Consider the following 19,130-nt stretch of genomic DNA (forward strand, 5'->3'; position numbering starts at 1 on the left):
CGCGCGAGTTCCACGGCCGCCCGCGAGAGGTCGCCCCCGTTGCCTGCGGCTCATTTCGCACGCCCCGGATCGCCATTGCCGGACAGCACCTGCGCCGCACCGCCGACGCCGCGGCGGAATGCTTCGTCGAAGCTCACCCCGCGGAACTGCCATTTGTAGTCCTTGCCATGCCAGGCGATCTGCCATTGCGTGGTCCATCCGAGGTCATTGTCGTCCCAGACCAGCCGTCCGATCAGCGGCACCTCGCCGCCCTTCGGCGCGGCGATCGCCAGCAGTTTCGCGGGCGGCATGCTGCGGAGCTGGTCCACGGTGATATTGGCGCTCGTATCAGGCAGCACGACGCGCATGCCGCGCTTGTCTGCTGCGGCCTTGAGCGCGTCGCGCTCGAGATCTGATTGCGTGCCATCGGCCGCAACGATGTAGTCCTTTGGACCGTGTTGCATCTCGGCAAAGACGCCGAGCACCGGCCGTTGCGATCGCCACGGCTTCAGGCCGAGCTCGCCGAGCACGCGATCGATTTTCTTGTCGTCAAAACTCACGGTCAGATCGTAGGGCCGGTCGCGGGTGCCCTGCTCGTCATGATGCGGCTTGCCGGAATATTGATCGTGATAATCGAAACTGCTCACGAACTCCTTGGCCCTCGACTGGTAGACCGCAAGCCTGCGGTCGCCGGCGAGCTTCGGCTGGCCGGAGACCTTGATGAGGACATCCTCCAGACAGGCGCCGAAACCGATGATGCGGTTCGGCTCGCCCTGGCCAGTGACGACGGTCTGCGCCCGATATAGATCGTCGGCGGCGACCGCCATCGCGCCGTTGCCACAGATCGGCGCCGCAGCCAGCAGCGCGCCGGCCAAACAGCGCGTCAAAATTCCGATCAGAACCTGTCTCGTCTTGCGCAAGATCGTCATGATCACCTCCCGCAACGGTGGCGCGGCCGGCGCAGATTGGCGGTATTTCCCGGCGGCGCCAACTGGTTTCGACATGGCCGACATTCGGCACGTCCTCCCGCATGCACTGGCCACGCGCGGCCGGCCTGACATAGTGTCGAGAAAATATCACGCTGAGGAGACGTCCCGTGAAATGCTACGAACTGCAAGGCCCCGGCGGCATCGAGGCCCTCGCGCTGGTCGACAAGCCGGTTCCGCAGGCCGGCCCCGGCGAAGTCCTGGTGCGGCTGAAGGCGGCGACGCTGAACTATCGCGACCTGCTCACGGTCAAGGGCGGCTACGGCTCGCGCCAGAAATTTCCGCTGGTGCCGGTCTCCGACGGCGCCGGCGTGGTCGAGGCGGTCGGCGCCGGTGTCAAAAGCCTTGCGGCCGGCGACCGCGTGGTCGGCAGCTTCTTCGAGAGCTGGCTCGGCGGCGAACCGAGCGAGGCCAGGATGCGCGCGGCGCTCGGCGGCAGCGTCGACGGCGTGCTGACCGAGTACCGGGTGTTCCCGGCGCACGCGCTGGTGCGCACGCCGGAGCATCTCAATGACGTCGAGGCGGCGGCGCTGCCCTGCGCCGGCCTCACCGCCTGGAGCGCGGTGGTCAAGCTCGGCAACGTCAAGCCCGGGCAGACCGTGCTGACGCAGGGCACCGGCGGCGTCTCGCTGTTCGCGCTGCAATTCGCCAAGATGTGTGGCGCCCGCGTCATCGCCACCTCCTCCAGCGACGCCAAGATCGCGCGGCTGAAACAGCTCGGCGCCGACGTCACGCTGAACTACAGGAGCACGCCCGACTGGGGCAAGAAGGCACGCGAGCTGACCGGGCGTGGCGTCGACCTCGTCGTCGAGGTCGGCGGCGTCGGCACCTTGAACGAATCGATCCGCGCGACGAAAATCGGCGGCACCATCGCCTTCATCGGCGTGCTCGCAGGTCCCGCCACCTCCGACAGCCGGCTGCCGCTGATGGTGATGCAGCAGCAGCGGCTGCAGGGCGTCACCGTCGGGTCGGTCGAGGATTTGCAGGCGCTCTGCGACGGCATCAGCATGCACCGGCTCACACCCGTGATCGACAAGGTGTTCGCGTTCGACCAGGTCAAGGACGCATTCGCCCACATGGCGAGCGGTGCGCATTTCGGCAAAGTCGCCGTTGCGATCGGATGACGTGTCTGCGCCCAACACCTATTGTCCCGTAAACTGCGCCTTGCGCTTCGCGACAAAGGCCTTGCGGCCTTCCTGCGCATCCGCGCTCTCGCGGATCACCATTTGTACTTCGAGCTCGCGGGCAAACTGGCCGGCATAGGTCGCATGCTCGCTCTCCTCGAGCAGTTGCCGCGTCGCGACCAGCGCCCGCGTGGGCCCGTCCGCAAGGCGCCGCGCCAACGCCTTCGCTGCGTCGAGCAGGTCCGCGTCGTCGACGACCTCGCGCACCAGTCCCCACTCCCTGGCCCGCTCGGCGGAGAGCGCCTCGTTGAGCAGCATCAGCTCGAGCGCGCGCTGCCGGCCGATCAGGCGTGGCAAAAGCCAGGTCGAGCCGAGATCGGGCACCAGCGCGATCCGGCTGAACACCTGGATGAAGCTCGCCGAGCGCGCCGCCAGGATGACGTCGCCGGACATCGCCAGGCTGAAGCCGCCGCCGGCGGCGACCCCGTTGACGGCGACCACCACCGGCACACGACATTCGCGCAAAGCGCTCAGTGCCGGCCAGTAATGCGTCATCACACCAACATAGATGTTGTCGCCGAGCGAATTGGCGGCCTTGAGGTTCTGCCCCGAGCAGAAGCCGCGGCCCTCCCCGGTCAGCACCAACGCACGGATGCTGGCGTCGGCGGTCATCTCGCCGATCGCACGGGCGAGATCGCCGAGCAGCTCCGGGGTCATCGCATTGAGGCTCGAGGGATCGTCGAGCGTCAAGATGCCGACCTTGCCGTCACGCTCGCGCTTCACAGCCGCCATGCTCATGCTCCCTGAAGGTTCTTGCCCTGATGGTTCTTGTTGCGCTGACTGCGCGATGCTTGGCATGCTACGCCAACGTGCCCGACCCGCAACTAAAGCGCGATGAGATTGGGTTGAAATCGTCATCGCGCTTTAGCCCTTTGTTTGAGCATGATCTTTTCGGAAAACCGCTCCACACTTTTCCGGATCATGCTCTAGAACAGCGAAGCAACGCCAGGAAGCAGTGCCATGTCCGACCAGTTCTCCACCTCGCAAGTGATCCGCAAGCCCGCCGTCAGCTCCAAGGGCGGCATCGTCGCTGCGCAGTCGCGCAAGGCGGCCGAAGTCGGCGCCGAGGTATTGGCCGCGGGCGGCGATTGCGTCGATGCAGTGATTGCAACCACCTTCGCGCTCGGTGTGCTGGAGCCCTGGATGAGCGGCGCCGGTGGCGGCGGCGCCATGGTGCTTTATCGCGCCCGCGACAACCGCTGCGAGGTGATCGACTACGGCATGCGCGCGCCCGACAGCCTGCGCGTGGAAGATTATCCGCTGACCGGCAGCGGCGTTGCCTCCGACATCTTTCCCTGGGCACGGGTCAAGGACGACCGCAACCTGCACGGCCCCGGCTCGATCGCGGTGCCCGGCGTGGTCGCCGGCATGGAGGAAGCGCATCGTCGCCACGCCAAACTGCCGTGGAAGGAGCTGCTGGCGCCGAGCGTGGAGCTCGCCGGCGAAGGCCTGCTGGTCGATTGGTGGACCACCGCCATGATCGCGAGCTCCGCTGCGGATCTGAGGCGCTATCCCGCCAGCGCCGCGGCCTATCTCGTGGACGGCCTGCCGCCCAATGCGCAATGGGGCATCAAGTCGGTGGTACGGATGGCGCAGGACCGGCTGAAGGCGACGATGGCGCAGCTCGCGGCAGCCGGCCCGCGTGACTTCTACGAGGGCGATCTGGCGCGCTCGATCGCCGACGATATCCAGGCCGCCGGCGGCGCATTGTCGGTGCGTGACCTCGCCGCGTTCCGTGCCGCCCTGCGCGAGCCGCTCAAGATCCCCTATCGCGGCGGTACCGTCTACGCGACACCGGAGCTAACCGCGGGTCCGACCATGGCGCGCACGCTCGGTCTGCTCCAGAAGGCGTTCGAGCCCGCGCGCGGCGGTCCGGATGCCGTGGCCTACGCGGCCTATGTCGAGGCGCTGCAGGCCGCCTATCGTGAACGGCTGCAGGACATGGGCGACCTCGACGGCCACCGTGCGCTCGGCGCCGAGGCGATCGCGCCGTCCTGCACCACGCATTTTTCCGCGGTCGACCGCGACGGCAACATGGCCGCGGTGACGCAGACGCTGCTGTCGACCTTCGGCTCCAAATTCGTGACGCCGAACACCGGGCTCACCATGAACAACGGCATCATGTGGTTCGACCCTGCGCAGGGCAACCCGAACTCGCTCGCGCCCGGCAAACGCTGCCTGACCAACTACACGCCCGTCGTGGCGCAGGCCGCCGACGGGCGGACGCTTGCCGCCGGCGCCTCGGGCGGCCGCCGCATCCTGCCCGCGATATCGCAGCTCTTGTCGTTCGTGATGGATTTCGGCATGGACCTCGACGCCGCGATTCACCAGCCGCGCATCGACGCCAGCGAAGCCGCGGTCGTGATCGGCGACGTGCGGCTGCCCCAGCCAGTGCGCGACACGCTGCGCGGCCGCTTCGACTATGAGGAAGCGCGCATCCAGACCCTGCCGATGAAATTCGCCTGCCCGAGCCTCGTGCTGCGCCACGGCACCACCAACAGCGGCGCCACCGAACCGTTCCAGCCCTGGGGCGATGCGGTCGCGGAGGGGTGAAGCGATCACGGCGGCATGCACGCTCGCCGTCCCTGATTTCGCACACGCGGTGTCGTCACCCGCGCATGGGGTTGATCCAGTATTCCTGAGGCAGTCGTGCTTGAGCCGATGGGCCGCGGCGTGCCGGGTCGCCCGGTCCATGTGCGCAATTGCGCACAGGCCGGGCGATGACAGCGGTGGGTGGGGACGCATTGCGCGGCCGCATGTTCGACACGAACGGCTGGCAGGGTGCAGCCTTTCCCCTTTCGGAGCGGTCATGCGTTGTCTTCCGTTGGTCGGCGCGATCCTGTTGTTTCTCACGGTTTCCACGGCGCAGGCAGCGGGCCTCAGGGCCTTCAACGTTCCCGCAGGCCCCGGCGGGCCGGCGATCCGGGGCGTGATATGGCATCCCTGTGCGCAGCCGCCGCAGGAAATCGATGCCCGCGACGGCAGAACGTTCTTCGGCGTGAACGATTGCGCGATCGTGGGCGACAGGCTTCCGCTGATCGTGATCTCGCATGGCCGGCGCGGGTGGCTCGGCGGTCACCATGACACGGCCGAGGCCCTGGCAGACGCCGGCTTCGTCGTTCTGACGATCAATCATCCGACCGACACCTGGAGCGACACCAGCGGCACCGACAGCCTTGCCGTCCTGGTCGAGCGGCCCGCCGATATCCAGCGTGCGATCGACTACGCGCTCACTGGCTGGCCGGACGCGGCGCGCATCGACGCGGGGCGCATCGGTCTCTACGGTTTTTCCTGGGGCGGCTACACCGCGCTCGCCGTGATCGGCGGCAAGCCCGACCTCCGCAAGGGCCTGCCCAACTGTCGGACGTCGGGCTTGCGCGCCTGCAAGGAACTCGAGGATGGGCAGCTTCCGCGCGGGCCGGTCGTCCATGATCCGCGCGTCCGCGCGGCCGTCATCGTCGATCCATATCCGGCGTTTTTGTTTCCGGAGGAAAATCTGAAAGGCGTGACGATCCCGGTGCAGTTGTGGAGTTCGGATCCCGCCCAGAATGGCGACGGCCTGTCCGGGTGTTGTGCCGCCGACATCAAGGACCGGCTTCCCGCAAAGCCCGACTATCACTTCGTCAAGGACGCGAAGCACTTCTCGTTCCTTGCGCTCTGCACGCCGAAGGAGGCGGAGACCGCGAACACCTGCACCGACGCGCCGGGCTTCGATCGCGCCGCGTTTCACAAGCAGTTTCACGCCGCGGCCATCGCGTTCTTCAGAAAGCACCTGGGCGAGGCCGCGACGCGCTCAGGCCGTGCGCCGGAACACAAGGACTCGACCAGCACCGGAATGGCAACTGATCCATCCCGGCCCGCGTGCATTGCATCACGGAAGCGTCTACAATGGCGCAGCCGCCAAGCCCGGAGATGACGCATGTCCCATAACTACAAACTGAACGAAGACGTCCACCACCAGCCCCAAGGACCGCAAGGGCGTGCCGAAGTCGAACCGCCGATGGTCTACACCATCGTGCAACGCATGCCGATCGAAGCTGACGGGCGTCTCAGATACCGCATCAGGAGCAAGTCGGAGAATATCGAGCGCGTCGTGACGGAAGACCAGCTTTCATACTCGCAATGAACGCGCTTGATGACGCGTCAGAGGGGTTCTGTCATGCTGCTCTTGCATCATCATAAACCGGAGGAGGACTGACATGGCCAAGGGCGAGCAAAGAAGCAATCGAGAAGCCAAGAAGCCCAAGAAGGAGAAGATCAAGACCATCGCTGCGGCGCCCAGCCAGAAGACCGCCGGATGGCAGCCGGCCATCGGCTCCGGCAAAAAGAAGTAGATCTGGCGGCGGTCGTTCGACGATACGGCCGCTGAGATCACAGCAAGCCGCGACCGCTCAGCATGCCGCGGCGTTGTTCCGATGCTCAGTTATCGGCCTAAAGCGCGACGAGATTGGGTTGAATCGTCATCGCGCTTTAGCTCTTTGTTTGAGCATGATCTTTTCGGAAAACCGCTTCACACTTTTTCGGATCATGCTCTAGCATCCGCGACCGCGAAAATCGATGCCGCGCAAAATGATGCCCGGAGGATTGCCTTCGAACTCCCGCGCGTCGAATTTGCGCGATGCGCATTGCTCGATGCGATCCCGCAACCGCTGGAATTGCTGTTCGCGCTGGTCGGCCGCAGTCCGCGAGACGTGCTCGATCTCGTCCATTGCCGCGGCGCTGATCGCGCACGGAATCTCCCTGGTGCCATCCATCATCGAGAACAGCACCACCATGCGATTGAATTCATAGCCCCCGACATTACCGCGCATCAGCGTCATGCGAGCTGCCTTCCGGTTGTTGGAGCGCGGGTGCTGCGGGCTCCCGTGACGGTCACTTCTTCTTGGGCCGGCTGAGGATTGATCTCGGCGATCCGGCGCAAGCACTCGGCTTCGGACTCGTGCGGGTCGACGATTCGGCCCGTTCAACTCTCGCCGGCAAGCCGGGTCAGGTCGGCCAGCACCGCCGCCACAAGGTCACGGTGATGCGTATCGGTGGGCGCCAGACCGGCGGCATACAGATTCAGCACGTAGCGCGCCTTTTCGACGGCCTCCGGCCATGACGAGGCCGGGACCGCGACGAGCTGGAGCTCCACGGCCGCCTGACGTTCGCGCAGCATCTTGGCGTTGACCTCGACGTCGGCGATCACGCGACGGATGTCGGTGGCTTTTTGCGCAGCCAGGCCGCGATGCTTGTCGAGATCGATCGGAGGCTCGGTCATGACGGCACATTCGTCGCTGCGTTGCGCGTCCGACAGATCGACCCCACGCTTCGACGAACAAGAGCCACGTTTTCCATCACGACCGACCGTGCGCGCTATCGCCGCAAATAGCTATCGTTTTCTCGCGCAATGCGCCCATTTGGACGAATAAGGCGGCCGGTGCCGAGGGCGACGCGATCGCTCCGGTCGATCAGGCAGCGTTGCATCGCGCCAGCAGGGTGACTTCGTCCATCCCGTAGCCTTCGACCGTGCTGACGGTGCAGCCGAGCTCGCGTTCGCAGTAGCGAATCCACGGCCCGGGGCTGGTGCGATAGAGCTGCACCCCGGCGGCATCCGCTTCTGCCGTGCCGGTGACAAAGTTGACGGCGAAGCCGCGCTCGCTGGCGCGGCGGAGGTCGGTGAGCATCTCGGCGACAAACGCCTCCCAGGATGGGCGGGAGCTGCCGACATTGACGTTCATGATACCGCTGGCGACCGAATAGGTCGCAACGCGCGGGCTGCCCCTGGCAAGCTTGAAACGCCGCCCCGGCGCCGAGAAGCGGCGGCGCGCACGCCTGATCATGGCAAGCGACAGGTCGGTCCCGAGATAGTCGATGACGGCTTGCGGATGGCGCCTGGCGAGGTAGGCGCACAGCGCGCCGTATCCGCAGCCGATGTCGTTCAGGCTGAACGGCGCGGAAAAATCGCAGAGCTTCAGCAACTGGACGAAGCGAAGCTCCTGGGTGGCCTGGCAGGACCAGTCCACCCCGCGCGGGGTAGCGCCGAATTCGGCCACCCGCGCGCTGTAGTAGGATTCGACATCGGCATACAGGCCGGAGAACCGTGCCCGGTCGCGTTGAGCGCCGGAACCTGCGGTCTCCGCCGCGATGCTCATGTCTTGCCCATTACTCACTTATTCATTTCTTGGCCTTCTTGGCCCGCCGCTGCTTGGCTGCGTCAGCGGCTTCCTTGCGGGCAACCTGGCTCGGCTTGGTCGGAATCGAGAGCACCCGGTACGGCTGGGTCGAGTAGATCAGCGGGGTTCCGCCCTCGGATGCGAACGTCACCTGCGCATTGTCCTTCATGGCGTGAACGCCGACGAACACCGGCAGGAGCGAGCCCTGCGTGAGCGCATGCCGGAACGCCTGGATCACCCGGTTGTAGCCGCTCACATTGGCCACGTCGGAGGGATAGTCCTTCAACGTGCCGAGGAAGGTGTACCAGCGCTGGCGCTCGGCCCGGTCGCTCGGCTCGATCCCGATCAGCTTGAAAGATTGCTCGAGCGGATGCTTGGGCGAGAAGATGTCGAATTCCTTCTGCAGCTCGACCATCTCCGCGATCCCGGCCGGGCCGAACCGCTTGTTCAGCAGTTCCAGCACGTCGCGCGTCGTCTCGTCTTGAATAGCTCTTCCCATGAAAACCCCCTCAGTAGCTTGCTTCGAGAAATAAAAATGATGTTAGCGGCGTCGCTCGAGGTGCAATCGAAGCTGATCGAGCTGTGGCTCGAAATAGGCTGCCCCGGACACGTCCAGCAGATTCTGGGCTGCGCTGACAAGCGCGTCAAGCTCGTCATGCGATGTGTTGCCGAGCGCGCAAACGATCAGGCCGCGCAGCACGGTCGCGTGCAGCTCGGCAACGCGATCCGTCCTGCGCCGCGCGACCGTGAGCGCCTCGTCGGCCGATTGCAGGGCGGCATCAAAGTCGGCGGCGAGATAAAGCGCTTCGGTCAGGTCGGCGAGCATGCGCGCCTCGAACTCCAGGCCGGCGCGCGCCGAGCGTGCAAAGTCGATCGCCTCCCGAAGCTGCGGCGCGGCGACCCTGAAGTCACCCGCCGCGGCGCTGGCAAGGCCCGCGCTTGCGACCGCGGCGACCCGCAGGTAGGGCGTTCCGGACTGCTCGGCCAATTCGGCGATCCTGGCGGCATGCGGCTTGGCGAGTTCCGGCCGGCTGCGCCGCCAGGCCATCTCGACCATCGCGAAATGCGGGATGAACTGCACGACCGCCGCGAAACGCTCCGGCTCGGCCCGCAGCACCTCGGCGATCCGCTGCTCGGCCTCGTCGAACCGGCCGAGCCGGACCAGGATCCGGGTGCTGAGACACTTGATCCAGTGCTCGACGTCGAAGCCGAGGATCTGGTTGGGGTTGAGGCCGAGGGTGACGTTGTTGTCGAAACCGCCCTGCTCGGCAATGGTCGCAAGCGCCACCTGGCCGGCGTCCAGCGCCTCGCCGAGGCGACCCGACAGGAAGAACGCCTGGCTCAGCATGGCGTTGACCGTGGCAAACCGTCCGACGTCGCCGGTGTCGGAGGTGAGCTTCACCGCGTCCTGCACCAGATTGACATAGTCGTCGGCCGCCGCGGTCGCGGCCAGGATCCGGCCATAGGCGCCGAGCAGGATCGGCTCGTTCATCCGGTCCGCCGTGCGCGCGTATTTGATCGCCTCTTCGGCGTAAGGCTTGACCTCTTCGGCTGACATTCCCTCGCGCCAGCCGAAATTGAGGATCTGGCCGCTCGACATCGCCCGCAGCCGGTCGACATATTCGGATGCCGGCTGGTCCTGCAGCAAAGCGCGAACCTTCTTCCAGCTCTTCAACGCCTCGGCGGAATTGGTCTTGCCGATCCAGCGCGCCGCCCGTTGCAGATGGGCGACCGCCTCCAGCGGCTGGCCTGCGGCCTCGTAGTGATAGGCGAGCAACCCGGCAAACTCGTCGAGCCTGCCCCAGTCGAAGCTCTCGATCGCCTTGGCCACGGTGGCGTGCAGCGTGGTCAGCCGCGACCGCAGCTGGGTTGCGTAGGCCACCTCCTGGATCAGGGGATGGCGAAACGCGAGCAGTCCCTTGTCATAGGGCGGCAGGTCGTACAGCAACTCGGCCTGCCGGAGCTGCGAGATGGCTTCCAGCAGATCGTCGTTGGGCAGCGCCGCGACCGGACGCAGCACCGACATCGCGACCAGCCGGCCGATCACGGCCGCGGTTTCCAGCACCCCCTTGGCGACGTCCTCGAGATGATCGATGCGGGCGGCGACGACGGCCTGCACCGTCGCAGGAAGCGGCACCGCATCGATGCCATGCCTGAGCCGGTAGTTGCCGCGCTCGCCTTCCACATTGCCGCGCTCGACGACGGAGTTGGCAAGCTCCTCGATGAAGAACGGATTGCCCTGCGCGCGCTCGATGACGTTGCTGCTCAGCAGGGCCAGCGAGGGATGCCGGCCGAAATGCTCGCGCAGCAGCTCGTTCGATTCCGACCACGCCAGTGGCGGTATCGCGATCTGGCGATAGTTGGACCGCTGCATGAACGCGGCGGAGAAGCCCGGCCTGAAATTGACCAGCAGCAGCGTCGCCGTGCCGACGATCGCATCGACCAGCGCCTCGACGAACTCCTCGCTCGCCGCGTCGATCCAATGCAGATCCTCGATCAGGATGACGGTCGACATGTCGCCGGGGCGCGCCCGGACCAGCGTACGAACCAGCTCGAGCAGTTGCAGCTTGAGCGCGCGCGGATCGAGCTTCGGCGCCGGATGGTCCGGATCGGCGAGCCCGAGAAACTCCAGCAGCACCAGCAGGTCCTGGTTCGACAAGCCCATCTCGGCAAAGCGGTCGATGACGCGACGCCGGGATGTATCGATCGGCTCCTTGGCCTGGATGCCGAAATAGTCGCGCAACAGTTCGAGCACGGGCTGGAACGGCGTCGCGCGGCCATGCGCCAGCACGCGGGCCTCATAGACGCGGATGCCCCTGCGGCGGCAGTTCTCGGCGAACTCGAAGCACAGGCGGCTCTTGCCGATGCCGGCATCGCCGACCATGCCGACCACCCGGCCGTCGCCGCCGACCGCGCGCGACAGCTCATATTCCAGGGCCGCCGTCTGCTCGGTCCGGTCGACCATCGCCGTGAGGCGCCGTCCGCTGCGGAAGATGTCGCTCGCGGGCGCGCTGAGCAGACCGGTCAGCCGGAAAACCTCGACCGGCGTGGCGATACCGCGGATCGCCTGCATGCCGAGCGGCATGACCTCGACGAACTGCCTTGCGCCGGCATAGGTGTCCCGGGTGATCAGGATCGCGCCCTCCTCCGCCATCTGCTCCATGCGGTTGGCGATATGGACGTTGGCGCCGGCGGCGTCGTAGGTCTGGTAGATGGTATTTTCGACGGTCTGGACGACCACCTCGCCGGTGTGCAGCCCGACCCGGATCTGCATGCCGGGATCGGCCAGCCGTGCGATCGAATCCTGCATCGCAAGCGCCGCGAGGCAGCCACGGACGGCGTGGTCCTCATGCGGCCGCGGCGGCGCCCCGAACAGCGCCATCACGCCGTCGCCCTGGATCTTGTTGACGATGCCGTCGTAGCGGTGGACGGCCTCCTTCATCAGGTCGAGCACCGGCTCCAGGCGCCGCATGCCGAGCTCGGGATCGCCGAGGCTGTCGATCAGGTTGGTCGAATTGCGGATATCGGCAAACAACAGCGTGAGACTCTTGCGTTCGCCGCCCTTGGTGCTGAGCGAGCGGAGCAACCGCTGCGAGGGCTGGTCGGCACGCGCGCCGCCCGCGCCACCGAGCGGCGTGCCGCAACGGCCGCAGAACCGGCTGGAGGGACCGTTCACATGTTGGCAGGAATCACATTTGAGGCCTAACGCCGCACCGCAATCTTCACAATAATCGTTGCCAGCCCGGTTTGCATGACCGCATCGCTCGCACTGCATAAACAGCCTTTCGCTGAAGACTGCGAATATATCCGACTCACCGTAATAGCCCAGCGCATTCTACAGTTCTGTGGGCGGCTTCACACTCCGAGCCGGTCGCGCAGGCGCCCGGTCAGGACCGCGGCAGTGACGCCGACCCGCCAGAAGGCGTGCATCGGCATCGGCTTGATGCCCGTGATCGGCATGTCGATCTCAGCCTTGTCGCCCTCGACCAGGCGGCTGGCGAGCTGCGCGCCCATCGCGGTCGAGAGCGCGACGCCGCGGCCGTTGCAGCCGAGCGAGATCAAAAGGTTCTCGGCGGGTGCGTGGACATGGGGATAGTGATCGGCGGTGATGGCGAGGCGGCTGTTCCAGCCATGGGTCCAGCTCGTGCCCCTGAGCTGCGGCCACAGCCGCTCGGCATAGCTGATGAGATAGGCGACGTCGGCAGGCTTGCTGATCCAGCGCATCGGGCCGCGGCCGCCCATCAAGAGGCGGTTGCGCGCGTCGATGCGGTAATAGACCGTGATGTGGCCGCTCTCGTAGAGCACCGGGCGACCAGGCATGATCGAACGTGCGACCGCATCGGACAGCGGCGCCGTGGCCGCGATCGAGGAGAACACCGGTACGATGCTGCGGCGAAGCGCCGGCCAGAGATCATCCGTGAAGCCGTTGGTGGCGAGCAACACCTTGTCGGCATGCACCACGGCGCGCGGCGTCTCGATCCGCCAGCGGCTGCCGTCGCGGCGGAGCGCCAGCGCCGGCGTCTCGCCATGAACGGCAGCGCCCGCGCCGATCGCGGCGCGCGCCAGCCCACGGGCGTAGCTCAGCGGATGCAGATCGCCGCCGCGGGCATCGAGCATCGCGCAGAGATAGCGGTCGCTGCCGGTCATCGCGCGCATCTCGGCGGCGTCGAGCAGTTTTACGGGCATGCCGCGCGCGATGCATTGTTTCGCGGTCGCGGCGATCGCCGCCGCGCTGGCCTCGTTATAGGCGGCGCGCAGCGTGCCGTTCTGCCGCGCCTCGCAGGGGATCTGGTAGCGGCGGATCAGCTCGTGGGTGAAGTTGGTGGTGCCATAGGAGAAGTCGATCATGCGGCGGCCGAGGTCGGCGCCGAAATCGGCCTCGATCCGGTCGGGATCGTGCTTCAGCCCCGGATTGGTCTGCCCGCCATTGTTGCCGGAGGCGCCCCAGCCGGGCTCCTGCGCCTCCAGCACGGTGGCAAGCACGCCGCGCTCGGCCAGATGCAACGCGGTGGAGAGGCCGGTGAAGCCGCCGCCGATGATCGCTACGGGGACGCTGGTGTCCGATGTGAGCGGCGGGGTCGGCGTCGCTTCCACGGCGGTGTCGGCGTAGAGGCTTGGCGGCAACGGGAGACGGACAGAAGCGTTCATTGGATGGTACCGGATCACAGCGGATGCAGCACGCGGCGCAGGAAGTCCTGGGTGCGCGGGTGCTGGGGCTGGTTGAGGACGGATTTCGCGGCGCCCTGCTCGACGATGACACCGCCGTCGATGAACAGCACGCGGTCGGCGACGTCGCGGGCAAAGCCCATCTCGTGGGTGACGACCACCATGGTCATGCCGTCATCGGCGAGCTTGCGCATCACCGACAGCACCTCGCCGACCAGTTCCGGATCGAGCGCCGAGGTCGGCTCGTCGAACAGGATCGCCTTCGGCTGCATCGCGAGCGCACGCGCGATCGCGACGCGCTGCTGCTGGCCGCCGGAGAGTTTTGCCGGGTGCACGTCGGCCTTGTCGGCGAGGCCGACCTGCGCCAGCAACGCACGGCCGCGGGCGAGCGCCCGATCGCGCGGCTCTTTCTTCACGAACAGCGGCCCCTCGATGACGTTCTCGAGCGCTGTCCGATGCGGGAACAGGTTGAAGCGCTGGAACACCATCGAGACCTGGGTGCGGACCGCGACGATCGACTTGTCGTCGCGATTGACGCGCGCGCCTTCGACCGTGATGTCGCCCTGGTCGTAGCTCTCAAGCCCGTTGATGCAGCGCAGGATGGTCGACTTGCCCGAACCTGACGGACCGATGATGCAGACCACCTCGCTCTTCGCGACCGAGGCGGTGATGCCCTTCAGCACCTCGACCTTGCCGAAGCTCTTGTGGACGTCGCGGAGCTCGATCATTTGCGGCTCGCCTGCTTCTCGAAGTGACGAACCAGCAGGATCAGCGGGATGCTCATGGTGAGATACATCAGCGCCACCAGCGTGAACACGCTGGTGTTCTTGAAGGTCGAGGAGGCGATCAATTTGCCTTGCAGCGCCAGCTCGGCGACCGTGATGGTCGAGGCCTGCGAGGAATCCTTCAGCATCATGATCATGATGTTGCCGTAGGGCGGCAGGATGATCCGCACCGCCTGCGGCAGCACCACGCGGCGCATCGTGAGCCACCAGCCCATGCCGATGGTCTGCGCCGCCTCGATCTGGCCCTTGTCGATCGCCTCGATGCCGGCGCGGAAGTTTTCCGCCTGATAGGCCGAATAGGCGATGCCGAGCCCGATGATCGCGGCCTGCAGCGCCGATAGCGCGATGCCGAAATCCGGCATCACGAAATAGATGTAGAACAGCAGCACGATGATCGGGATGCCGCGGATCACGTTGATCAGCGCGGCGCTGAGGCCGGTGAGGATACCGATGCCGGACACCCGCATCAGTGCCCACACCAGCCCGAGCACGGTCGACAGCATGAGCGAGCCGATGGTGACGACGATGGTCAGCCAGACTCCCTGCAGCAGGATCGGCACGAACTCGACGGCGTCATGGAAGAACTTTTGCATCGGCTAGATGTATCTGGTCGCCGCACGGGTTCGAACACCACCACCGTCATTCTGAGAGACTGTGAACGTATGACTCTCGATGACGCAACATACTCGATGTCGTCCCGGCGAAGGCCGGGACCCATAACCACCGACGGTCATTATTGCGGACGCTGGGGCCACAGCCTTCCTCAACAACTCAACCCTGTGGTTATGGGTCCCGGCCTTCGCCGGGACGACGAGGGGAGAGATTCGCTGCGTCCCCGTCATCACGAAGCGTCGGCCTTCTGGCCCCATTTCTGCAGGATCTTCGCAATCGTGCCGTTGGCCTTCAGCTTCGCCAGCGAGGCGTTGATCTTGGCGAGCAGTTCGGTGTCGCTCTTGCGGACGCCGATCGCGACGGTGCCGACGGTGACGGGCTTATAGCTGTCGACCAGCCGCACGTCGGCAAAACTGCCCTGCTGCAGATTGTAAGCGAGGATCGGATAGTCGGCGAAGCCGGCCTTCAGGCGGCCCGCATTCACGTCGCGCAGGATGTCGGGGATGGTATCGTAGACCTTGACCTCGCTGAACAGCCCGGTCTTCTTCAGCGCATCGACGAAGGCCGTGCCGACCTGGGCGCCGACCACCGTGCCCTTCAGCTCCTCCTGCGAGGTGTAGGCCTTGGTGTCGGCCTTCGGCACCACCAGGCCCTCGCCATAGGTGTAGACGTCGCTGGAGAAGTCGATCACCTCCTTGCGCGCCGCTGTGGCGAACATCGCAGCCGCAATGATGTCGATCTTGTTCGCGGTCAGCGACGGGATCAGCGCCGAGAACTGCATCGGCTCGATCTGCACGGTGAAGCCGGCTTCCTTGCCGACCTCGGTGGCGAGATCGACCATGATGCCCTGGATGGTGTTGGTCTTGGTGTCGAGGAAGGTGAAGGGGATGCCGGTCGGCGTCGAGCCGACCTTGATGACCTGCTGCGCCTGTGACGGCGCGCCGATGACAACCGCAAGCGCCGCCAACGCGGCCTGGACCAGACGCTGAAACGACATCGCAACTCCTCTTGAAGCTGGCCCGATGCCGCGTCGCCCTGTTTCCAGACGGATGTTGCGGGCGACGCCGTTCCGGCCTATTTTCACCAATATGAAATTGTGGTCACGAAACCGCGGCCAATGCAAGCGGTTTTCATGCACATGAAGGAAGCGGACTGACGTGAGCGGCGGCAAGAGAATGCGCAAAGTGGCGGCAGCGCGGCCTGCGACCGCGCGCCGCATTGCGAAGAGGCCCGTCAAGAAGGCCGCCGAACCGCCGATGGATCTCGCGGTCGGCCGCCGCATCCGCGATTTGCGGCGTGCCAAGGCAATGTCGCTCGAGACCATCGCCGCGCGGACAAAGCTCTCGATCGGCTTCATCAGCCAGATCGAGCGCGGCCTGTCGTCGCCCTCGCTGCGTGTGCTGGCGACGCTCGCCGACGTGCTCGGCGTCGGCATCGCCGCGCTGTTCGGGGCTGCGCCGAATGACGACGGTGCCGCGAACGGCGTCGTCACGCGCGAGGTGCAGCGCGCCGAGCTGAAGCTTTGGCGCACCGGGATTTCAAAGCAGTTGCTCAGTCCGGCCGGCAGCGAGAGCCGGCTCAACCTGTTCCTGGTGCATCTCGAACCCGGCGGCAACACCGGCGACGAGTTCTACACCCATGACGGCGAGGAAGCCGGCCTCGTGCTTGCCGGCGAGATGACCCTGACGGTGGATGCGGAAACGTGGACGTTGAAGCAGGGCGACAGCTTCCGGTTCGCCAGCCGCCGGCCGCACCGGTTCGCCAATCCGGCCCATGATGCGAAGGCCGTCGTGCTGTGGGTGAATAGCGTGACGGCGGCGGGGTGAGGCCCCGCTCTCTCCACGTCGTCCCGGCGAAGGCCGGGACCCATTACCACAAGGTCTTGTTATTCAAGAACGCTTGCGGCCCCAGCGTCGCGCCACAACCCACATTCGTGGTTATGGGTCCCGGCCTTCGCCGGGACGACACCGTTAGCTACTGCGCCAAGACGCATCAAACCGACAACCCCATCGCCACTTCCTCGATCCGGATCGGAAACCGCCGCACGCGGATGCCGGTGGCGTGCCAGACGGCGTTGGCGACGGCGCCCGCGCTGCCGGTGATGCCGATCTCGCCGACGCCCTTGATGCCGAGCGCGTTGACGTGCGGATCGTGCTCGTCGACCGTGATTACCTCCATCGGCGGCACGTCGGCATTCACTGGCACATGATATTCGGCGAGGTTGGCGTTGAGGATGCGGCCGGAGCGCTGATCCATCACCGCCTCCTCATGCAGCGCGAACGACAAGCCCCAGATCATGCCGCCATAGAGCTGGCTTCGCACCATCAGCGGATTAATGATGCGGCCGGCGGCGAAGGCGCCGACCATCCGGCTGGCGCGGATCTGGCCGAGCTCCGGATCGACCTTGACCTCGGCGAACACCACGCCGTGCGAATGCATCGCATATTGCGACTGCGCCGCAGGATCGGCCGCGCCCGTGCCGCTGGCCTCGACCTCGGCGACGCCGGCGCGCGTGAGGATGTCGGCATAGCTTTCGCTGCGCGCGTCGTCGTCGCGGCGATGGAGCCGCCCGCCGCGCGCGACCACACCGGCATTGCCGGCGCCGAACAGCGGCGAACGCTGGTCCGAGGTCGCGAGCTCGGCGAGCTTGGCGATGACGGCCGCACCCGCGCTGTGGATTGCAGCGCCGACGGTTGCGGTATGCGCCGAGCCTCCGGCAATGCCGGCATCCGGCAGATCGGAGGTGCCGGAGCGGAACGTGACCTGGTCGAGATCGAGGCCGAGCTGGTCGGCCGAGATCTGCGCCAGCGCGGTCCAGGCGCCCTGCCCCATGTCGTGGGCGCCGGTCTCCATCACGCCGCGCCCGTCGGCGCGGATCACAGCGCGGGCGTTGCCCTGGAACATCAGCGCCGGGAAGGTCGCGGTGCCCATGCCCCAGCCGACCAGAAAGCCGTTCTCGTCGCGCATTTGCTTCGGTTGCAATGGACGTCGCGCCCAGCCGAAGCGTTCGGCGGCCCTGGCATAGCACTGGCGCAGCGCCTTGGACGAAAACGGCTTGCCGGTGGTCGGCTCGACGTCGGCGTAGTTGGTCAGCCGGAATTCCAGCGGATCGATGCCGCAGGCGAACGCCGCCTCGTCGATGGCACTCTCGAGCGCGATCGAACCGGTGGCTTCGCCCGGTGCGCGCATGAACAGCGGCGTGCCGGTGTCGACGCGCACCGCTTCGTGCGCGGTACGGATCGCAGGGCTGGCATAGAGCGTGTGCGAGGCGTCGGCGGCGGGCTCGTAGAAATCGTCGAAGCTCGACGTGGTGATGCGCGCGCGATGCTCGATCGCGGTCAGCCTTCCCGCATCGTCGGTGCCGATGCGCAGCCGCTGCCGCGTCGGCGGACGGTGGCCGACCGGGCCATACATCTGGCTCCGCCGCAGCACCAGCTTGACCGGACGCCCAACCAGCTTTGCCGCCATGATGCCGAGCACCTGCGGTCCGGAGATCAAGCCCTTGGAGCCGAAACCGCCGCCGAGGAACGGGCTGTTGATGTGAATATTGCCGGGCGGAATCCCGAACAGGCCGCCGATCCGCATCTGCGCCATCGCCATGCCCTGGCTCGGCGTGTCCAGAAACAGCCGGTCGCCGTCCCACATTGCGACGATCGCATGCGGCTCCATTGCGTTGTGGTACTGCGGCGGCGTCTCATAGGTCGCATCCGTCAGTTTCGATGCCGCCGCGAAGCCGGCAGCGATATCGCCGTGAACGACTTCGGCTGGATGGCCGATCCCGACCACCGGCGGCACGTAGGGCTCGCCGGCGTCGAGGCCGACGCGGGCGATCTCGACCTGGTAGCGCGGCGACAGCAGCGCGGCGCCCTCGGTCGCGGCCTCCAGCGTCTCGGCGATCACGACCGCGATGGCCTGGTTGGCGTAACGTACCTCGTCGCTCTGCAGGAGCTCCATCCTGAAGGCGAACGGATTGCCCTTGGCGTCGGGGTCTTCCGCCAGTTCCGGCTTGTGCGACGGCGTCATCACGTCGACCACGCCGGGGTGGCGCTTCGCGGCGGCGACGTCGAGCGATTTGACGCGACCGCGTGCGATGCAGCTCGTCGTGATCACGGCATAGAGCATGCCGGGCGGATGATTGTCGGCGGCATAGCGCGCCTTGCCGGTCACCTTCAGCACGCCGTCGGCGCGGGTCAGCGGCTGGCCGATATTCGAGCCGTGGCGGAGATGGGCGGGGTCGCGGGTCGGGTTGATCTCAAGCGTCAT

General features: G+C 66.3%; 18 protein-coding genes. 6 read left to right on the forward strand and 12 right to left on the reverse strand.

Annotated features, from left to right (window positions below; genetic code table 11):
- Window positions 1–50 precede the first annotated feature (50 nt).
- Window positions 51–908, reverse strand: a complete 858-nt coding sequence (locus tag IC762_RS27775; protein WP_195785358.1) for a DUF2066 domain-containing protein — start codon at window positions 906–908, stop codon at window positions 51–53.
- Between the two features lie 167 nt (window positions 909–1,075).
- Here IC762_RS27775 and IC762_RS27780 point away from each other — a divergent pair, with 167 nt between their 5' ends.
- The gene (locus tag IC762_RS27780; RefSeq protein ID WP_195785359.1) at window positions 1,076–2,089 is read left to right on the forward strand and encodes a zinc-dependent alcohol dehydrogenase family protein; all 1,014 of its coding nucleotides are present in this window, start codon (window positions 1,076–1,078) and stop codon (window positions 2,087–2,089) included.
- A gap of 18 nt (window positions 2,090–2,107) precedes the next feature.
- Here the strand turns inward: IC762_RS27780 and IC762_RS27785 are convergent, their stop codons facing one another.
- Window positions 2,108–2,881: an enoyl-CoA hydratase-related protein gene (locus IC762_RS27785; RefSeq protein ID WP_195785360.1), complete on the reverse strand. Its 774-nt coding sequence runs from the start codon at window positions 2,879–2,881 to the stop codon at window positions 2,108–2,110.
- 228 nt (window positions 2,882–3,109) lie between these two features.
- Here IC762_RS27785 and IC762_RS27790 point away from each other — a divergent pair, with 228 nt between their 5' ends.
- The 4 genes from IC762_RS27790 (at window position 3,110) to IC762_RS35620 (ending at window position 6,483) form a co-directional block, all read left to right on the forward strand.
- The gene (locus IC762_RS27790) at window positions 3,110–4,702 is read left to right on the forward strand and encodes a gamma-glutamyltransferase (protein WP_195785361.1); all 1,593 of its coding nucleotides are present in this window, start codon (window positions 3,110–3,112) and stop codon (window positions 4,700–4,702) included.
- 256 nt (window positions 4,703–4,958) lie between these two features.
- A complete protein-coding gene (locus tag IC762_RS27795) occupies window positions 4,959–6,065 on the forward strand; it encodes an alpha/beta hydrolase family protein (protein ID WP_246801274.1) in 1,107 nt (368 codons plus the stop codon).
- A 3-nt stretch (window positions 6,066–6,068) separates the two neighbouring features.
- Window positions 6,069–6,275 (forward strand): hypothetical protein, encoded by a 207-nt coding sequence (locus tag IC762_RS27800; protein WP_195785362.1) that lies wholly within the window; start codon window positions 6,069–6,071, stop codon window positions 6,273–6,275.
- 73 nt (window positions 6,276–6,348) lie between these two features.
- A complete protein-coding gene (locus IC762_RS35620) occupies window positions 6,349–6,483 on the forward strand; it encodes a hypothetical protein (RefSeq protein ID WP_283816287.1) in 135 nt (44 codons plus the stop codon).
- A gap of 198 nt (window positions 6,484–6,681) precedes the next feature.
- Here IC762_RS35620 and IC762_RS27805 read toward each other — a convergent pair whose 3' ends face one another.
- The 9 genes from IC762_RS27805 to IC762_RS27845 all read right to left on the reverse strand — a co-directional run bounded on the left by IC762_RS27805 (window position 6,682) and on the right by IC762_RS27845 (window position 15,864).
- Window positions 6,682–6,969: a DUF1488 domain-containing protein gene (locus tag IC762_RS27805; protein ID WP_195790318.1), complete on the reverse strand. Its 288-nt coding sequence runs from the start codon at window positions 6,967–6,969 to the stop codon at window positions 6,682–6,684.
- Between the two features lie 143 nt (window positions 6,970–7,112).
- On the reverse strand, window positions 7,113–7,409 hold the full coding sequence (locus IC762_RS27810) for a hypothetical protein (RefSeq protein ID WP_195785363.1): 297 nt from the start codon (window positions 7,407–7,409) through the stop codon (window positions 7,113–7,115).
- Between the two features lie 190 nt (window positions 7,410–7,599).
- Window positions 7,600–8,283 (reverse strand): class I SAM-dependent methyltransferase, encoded by a 684-nt coding sequence (locus IC762_RS27815; protein WP_195785364.1) that lies wholly within the window; start codon window positions 8,281–8,283, stop codon window positions 7,600–7,602.
- Window positions 8,284–8,305: 22 nt separating this feature from the next.
- Window positions 8,306–8,803 carry a hypothetical protein gene (locus IC762_RS27820; RefSeq protein WP_195785365.1) on the reverse strand — a complete coding sequence of 166 codons (498 nt, stop codon included), beginning with the start codon at window positions 8,801–8,803 and terminating at the stop codon, window positions 8,306–8,308.
- Window positions 8,804–8,845: 42 nt separating this feature from the next.
- A complete protein-coding gene (locus tag IC762_RS27825; RefSeq protein ID WP_195785366.1) occupies window positions 8,846–12,079 on the reverse strand; it encodes an adenylate/guanylate cyclase domain-containing protein in 3,234 nt (1,077 codons plus the stop codon).
- Between the two features lie 80 nt (window positions 12,080–12,159).
- Complete coding sequence (locus IC762_RS27830; RefSeq protein ID WP_195785367.1) at window positions 12,160–13,452, reverse strand: NAD(P)/FAD-dependent oxidoreductase; 1,293 nt, start codon at window positions 13,450–13,452, stop codon at window positions 12,160–12,162.
- Window positions 13,453–13,466: 14 nt separating this feature from the next.
- Window positions 13,467–14,198: an amino acid ABC transporter ATP-binding protein gene (locus tag IC762_RS27835; RefSeq protein ID WP_195785368.1), complete on the reverse strand. Its 732-nt coding sequence runs from the start codon at window positions 14,196–14,198 to the stop codon at window positions 13,467–13,469.
- Window positions 14,195–14,848: an amino acid ABC transporter permease gene (locus IC762_RS27840; protein WP_195785369.1), complete on the reverse strand. Its 654-nt coding sequence runs from the start codon at window positions 14,846–14,848 to the stop codon at window positions 14,195–14,197. The genes IC762_RS27835 and IC762_RS27840 overlap by 4 nt, the downstream gene beginning before the upstream one ends.
- 248 nt (window positions 14,849–15,096) lie before the next feature.
- A complete protein-coding gene (locus IC762_RS27845) occupies window positions 15,097–15,864 on the reverse strand; it encodes an ABC transporter substrate-binding protein (RefSeq protein ID WP_195785370.1) in 768 nt (255 codons plus the stop codon).
- Between the two features lie 178 nt (window positions 15,865–16,042).
- Here IC762_RS27845 and IC762_RS27850 point away from each other — a divergent pair, with 178 nt between their 5' ends.
- Window positions 16,043–16,693 (forward strand): cupin domain-containing protein, encoded by a 651-nt coding sequence (locus IC762_RS27850; RefSeq protein ID WP_195785371.1) that lies wholly within the window; start codon window positions 16,043–16,045, stop codon window positions 16,691–16,693.
- A gap of 166 nt (window positions 16,694–16,859) precedes the next feature.
- Here IC762_RS27850 and IC762_RS27855 read toward each other — a convergent pair whose 3' ends face one another.
- Window positions 16,860–19,130: a xanthine dehydrogenase family protein molybdopterin-binding subunit gene (locus IC762_RS27855; protein ID WP_195785372.1), complete on the reverse strand. Its 2,271-nt coding sequence runs from the start codon at window positions 19,128–19,130 to the stop codon at window positions 16,860–16,862.

This window comes from Bradyrhizobium genosp. L (assembly GCF_015624485.1).
Taxonomy (GTDB): Bacteria; Pseudomonadota; Alphaproteobacteria; order Rhizobiales; family Xanthobacteraceae; genus Bradyrhizobium.

Bases quoted from the DNA above. Each gene is read 5' to 3' on its own strand.
- IC762_RS27775 (WP_195785358.1), bottom strand. From the start codon at position 908: ATGACGATCTTGCGCAAGACGAGACAGGTTCTGATCGGAATTTTGACG.
- IC762_RS27785 (WP_195785360.1), bottom strand. From the start codon at position 2,881: ATGGCGGCTGTGAAGCGCGAGCGTGACGGCAAGGTCGGCATCTTGACG.
- IC762_RS27790 (WP_195785361.1), top strand. From the start codon at position 3,110: ATGTCCGACCAGTTCTCCACCTCGCAAGTGATCCGCAAGCCCGCCGTC.
- IC762_RS27795 (WP_246801274.1), top strand. From the start codon at position 4,959: ATGCGTTGTCTTCCGTTGGTCGGCGCGATCCTGTTGTTTCTCACGGTT.
- IC762_RS27800 (WP_195785362.1), top strand. From the start codon at position 6,069: ATGTCCCATAACTACAAACTGAACGAAGACGTCCACCACCAGCCCCAA.
- IC762_RS35620 (WP_283816287.1), top strand. From the start codon at position 6,349: ATGGCCAAGGGCGAGCAAAGAAGCAATCGAGAAGCCAAGAAGCCCAAG.
- IC762_RS27805 (WP_195790318.1), bottom strand. From the start codon at position 6,969: ATGACGCTGATGCGCGGTAATGTCGGGGGCTATGAATTCAATCGCATG.
- IC762_RS27810 (WP_195785363.1), bottom strand. From the start codon at position 7,409: ATGACCGAGCCTCCGATCGATCTCGACAAGCATCGCGGCCTGGCTGCG.
- IC762_RS27815 (WP_195785364.1), bottom strand. From the start codon at position 8,283: ATGAGCATCGCGGCGGAGACCGCAGGTTCCGGCGCTCAACGCGACCGG.
- IC762_RS27820 (WP_195785365.1), bottom strand. From the start codon at position 8,803: ATGGGAAGAGCTATTCAAGACGAGACGACGCGCGACGTGCTGGAACTG.
- IC762_RS27825 (WP_195785366.1), bottom strand. From the start codon at position 12,079: ATGCAGTGCGAGCGATGCGGTCATGCAAACCGGGCTGGCAACGATTAT.
- IC762_RS27830 (WP_195785367.1), bottom strand. From the start codon at position 13,452: ATGAACGCTTCTGTCCGTCTCCCGTTGCCGCCAAGCCTCTACGCCGAC.
- IC762_RS27835 (WP_195785368.1), bottom strand. From the start codon at position 14,198: ATGATCGAGCTCCGCGACGTCCACAAGAGCTTCGGCAAGGTCGAGGTG.
- IC762_RS27840 (WP_195785369.1), bottom strand. From the start codon at position 14,848: ATGCAAAAGTTCTTCCATGACGCCGTCGAGTTCGTGCCGATCCTGCTG.
- IC762_RS27845 (WP_195785370.1), bottom strand. From the start codon at position 15,864: ATGTCGTTTCAGCGTCTGGTCCAGGCCGCGTTGGCGGCGCTTGCGGTT.
- IC762_RS27850 (WP_195785371.1), top strand. From the start codon at position 16,043: ATGCGCAAAGTGGCGGCAGCGCGGCCTGCGACCGCGCGCCGCATTGCG.
- IC762_RS27855 (WP_195785372.1), bottom strand. From the start codon at position 19,130: ATGACGCTTGAGATCAACCCGACCCGCGACCCCGCCCATCTCCGCCAC.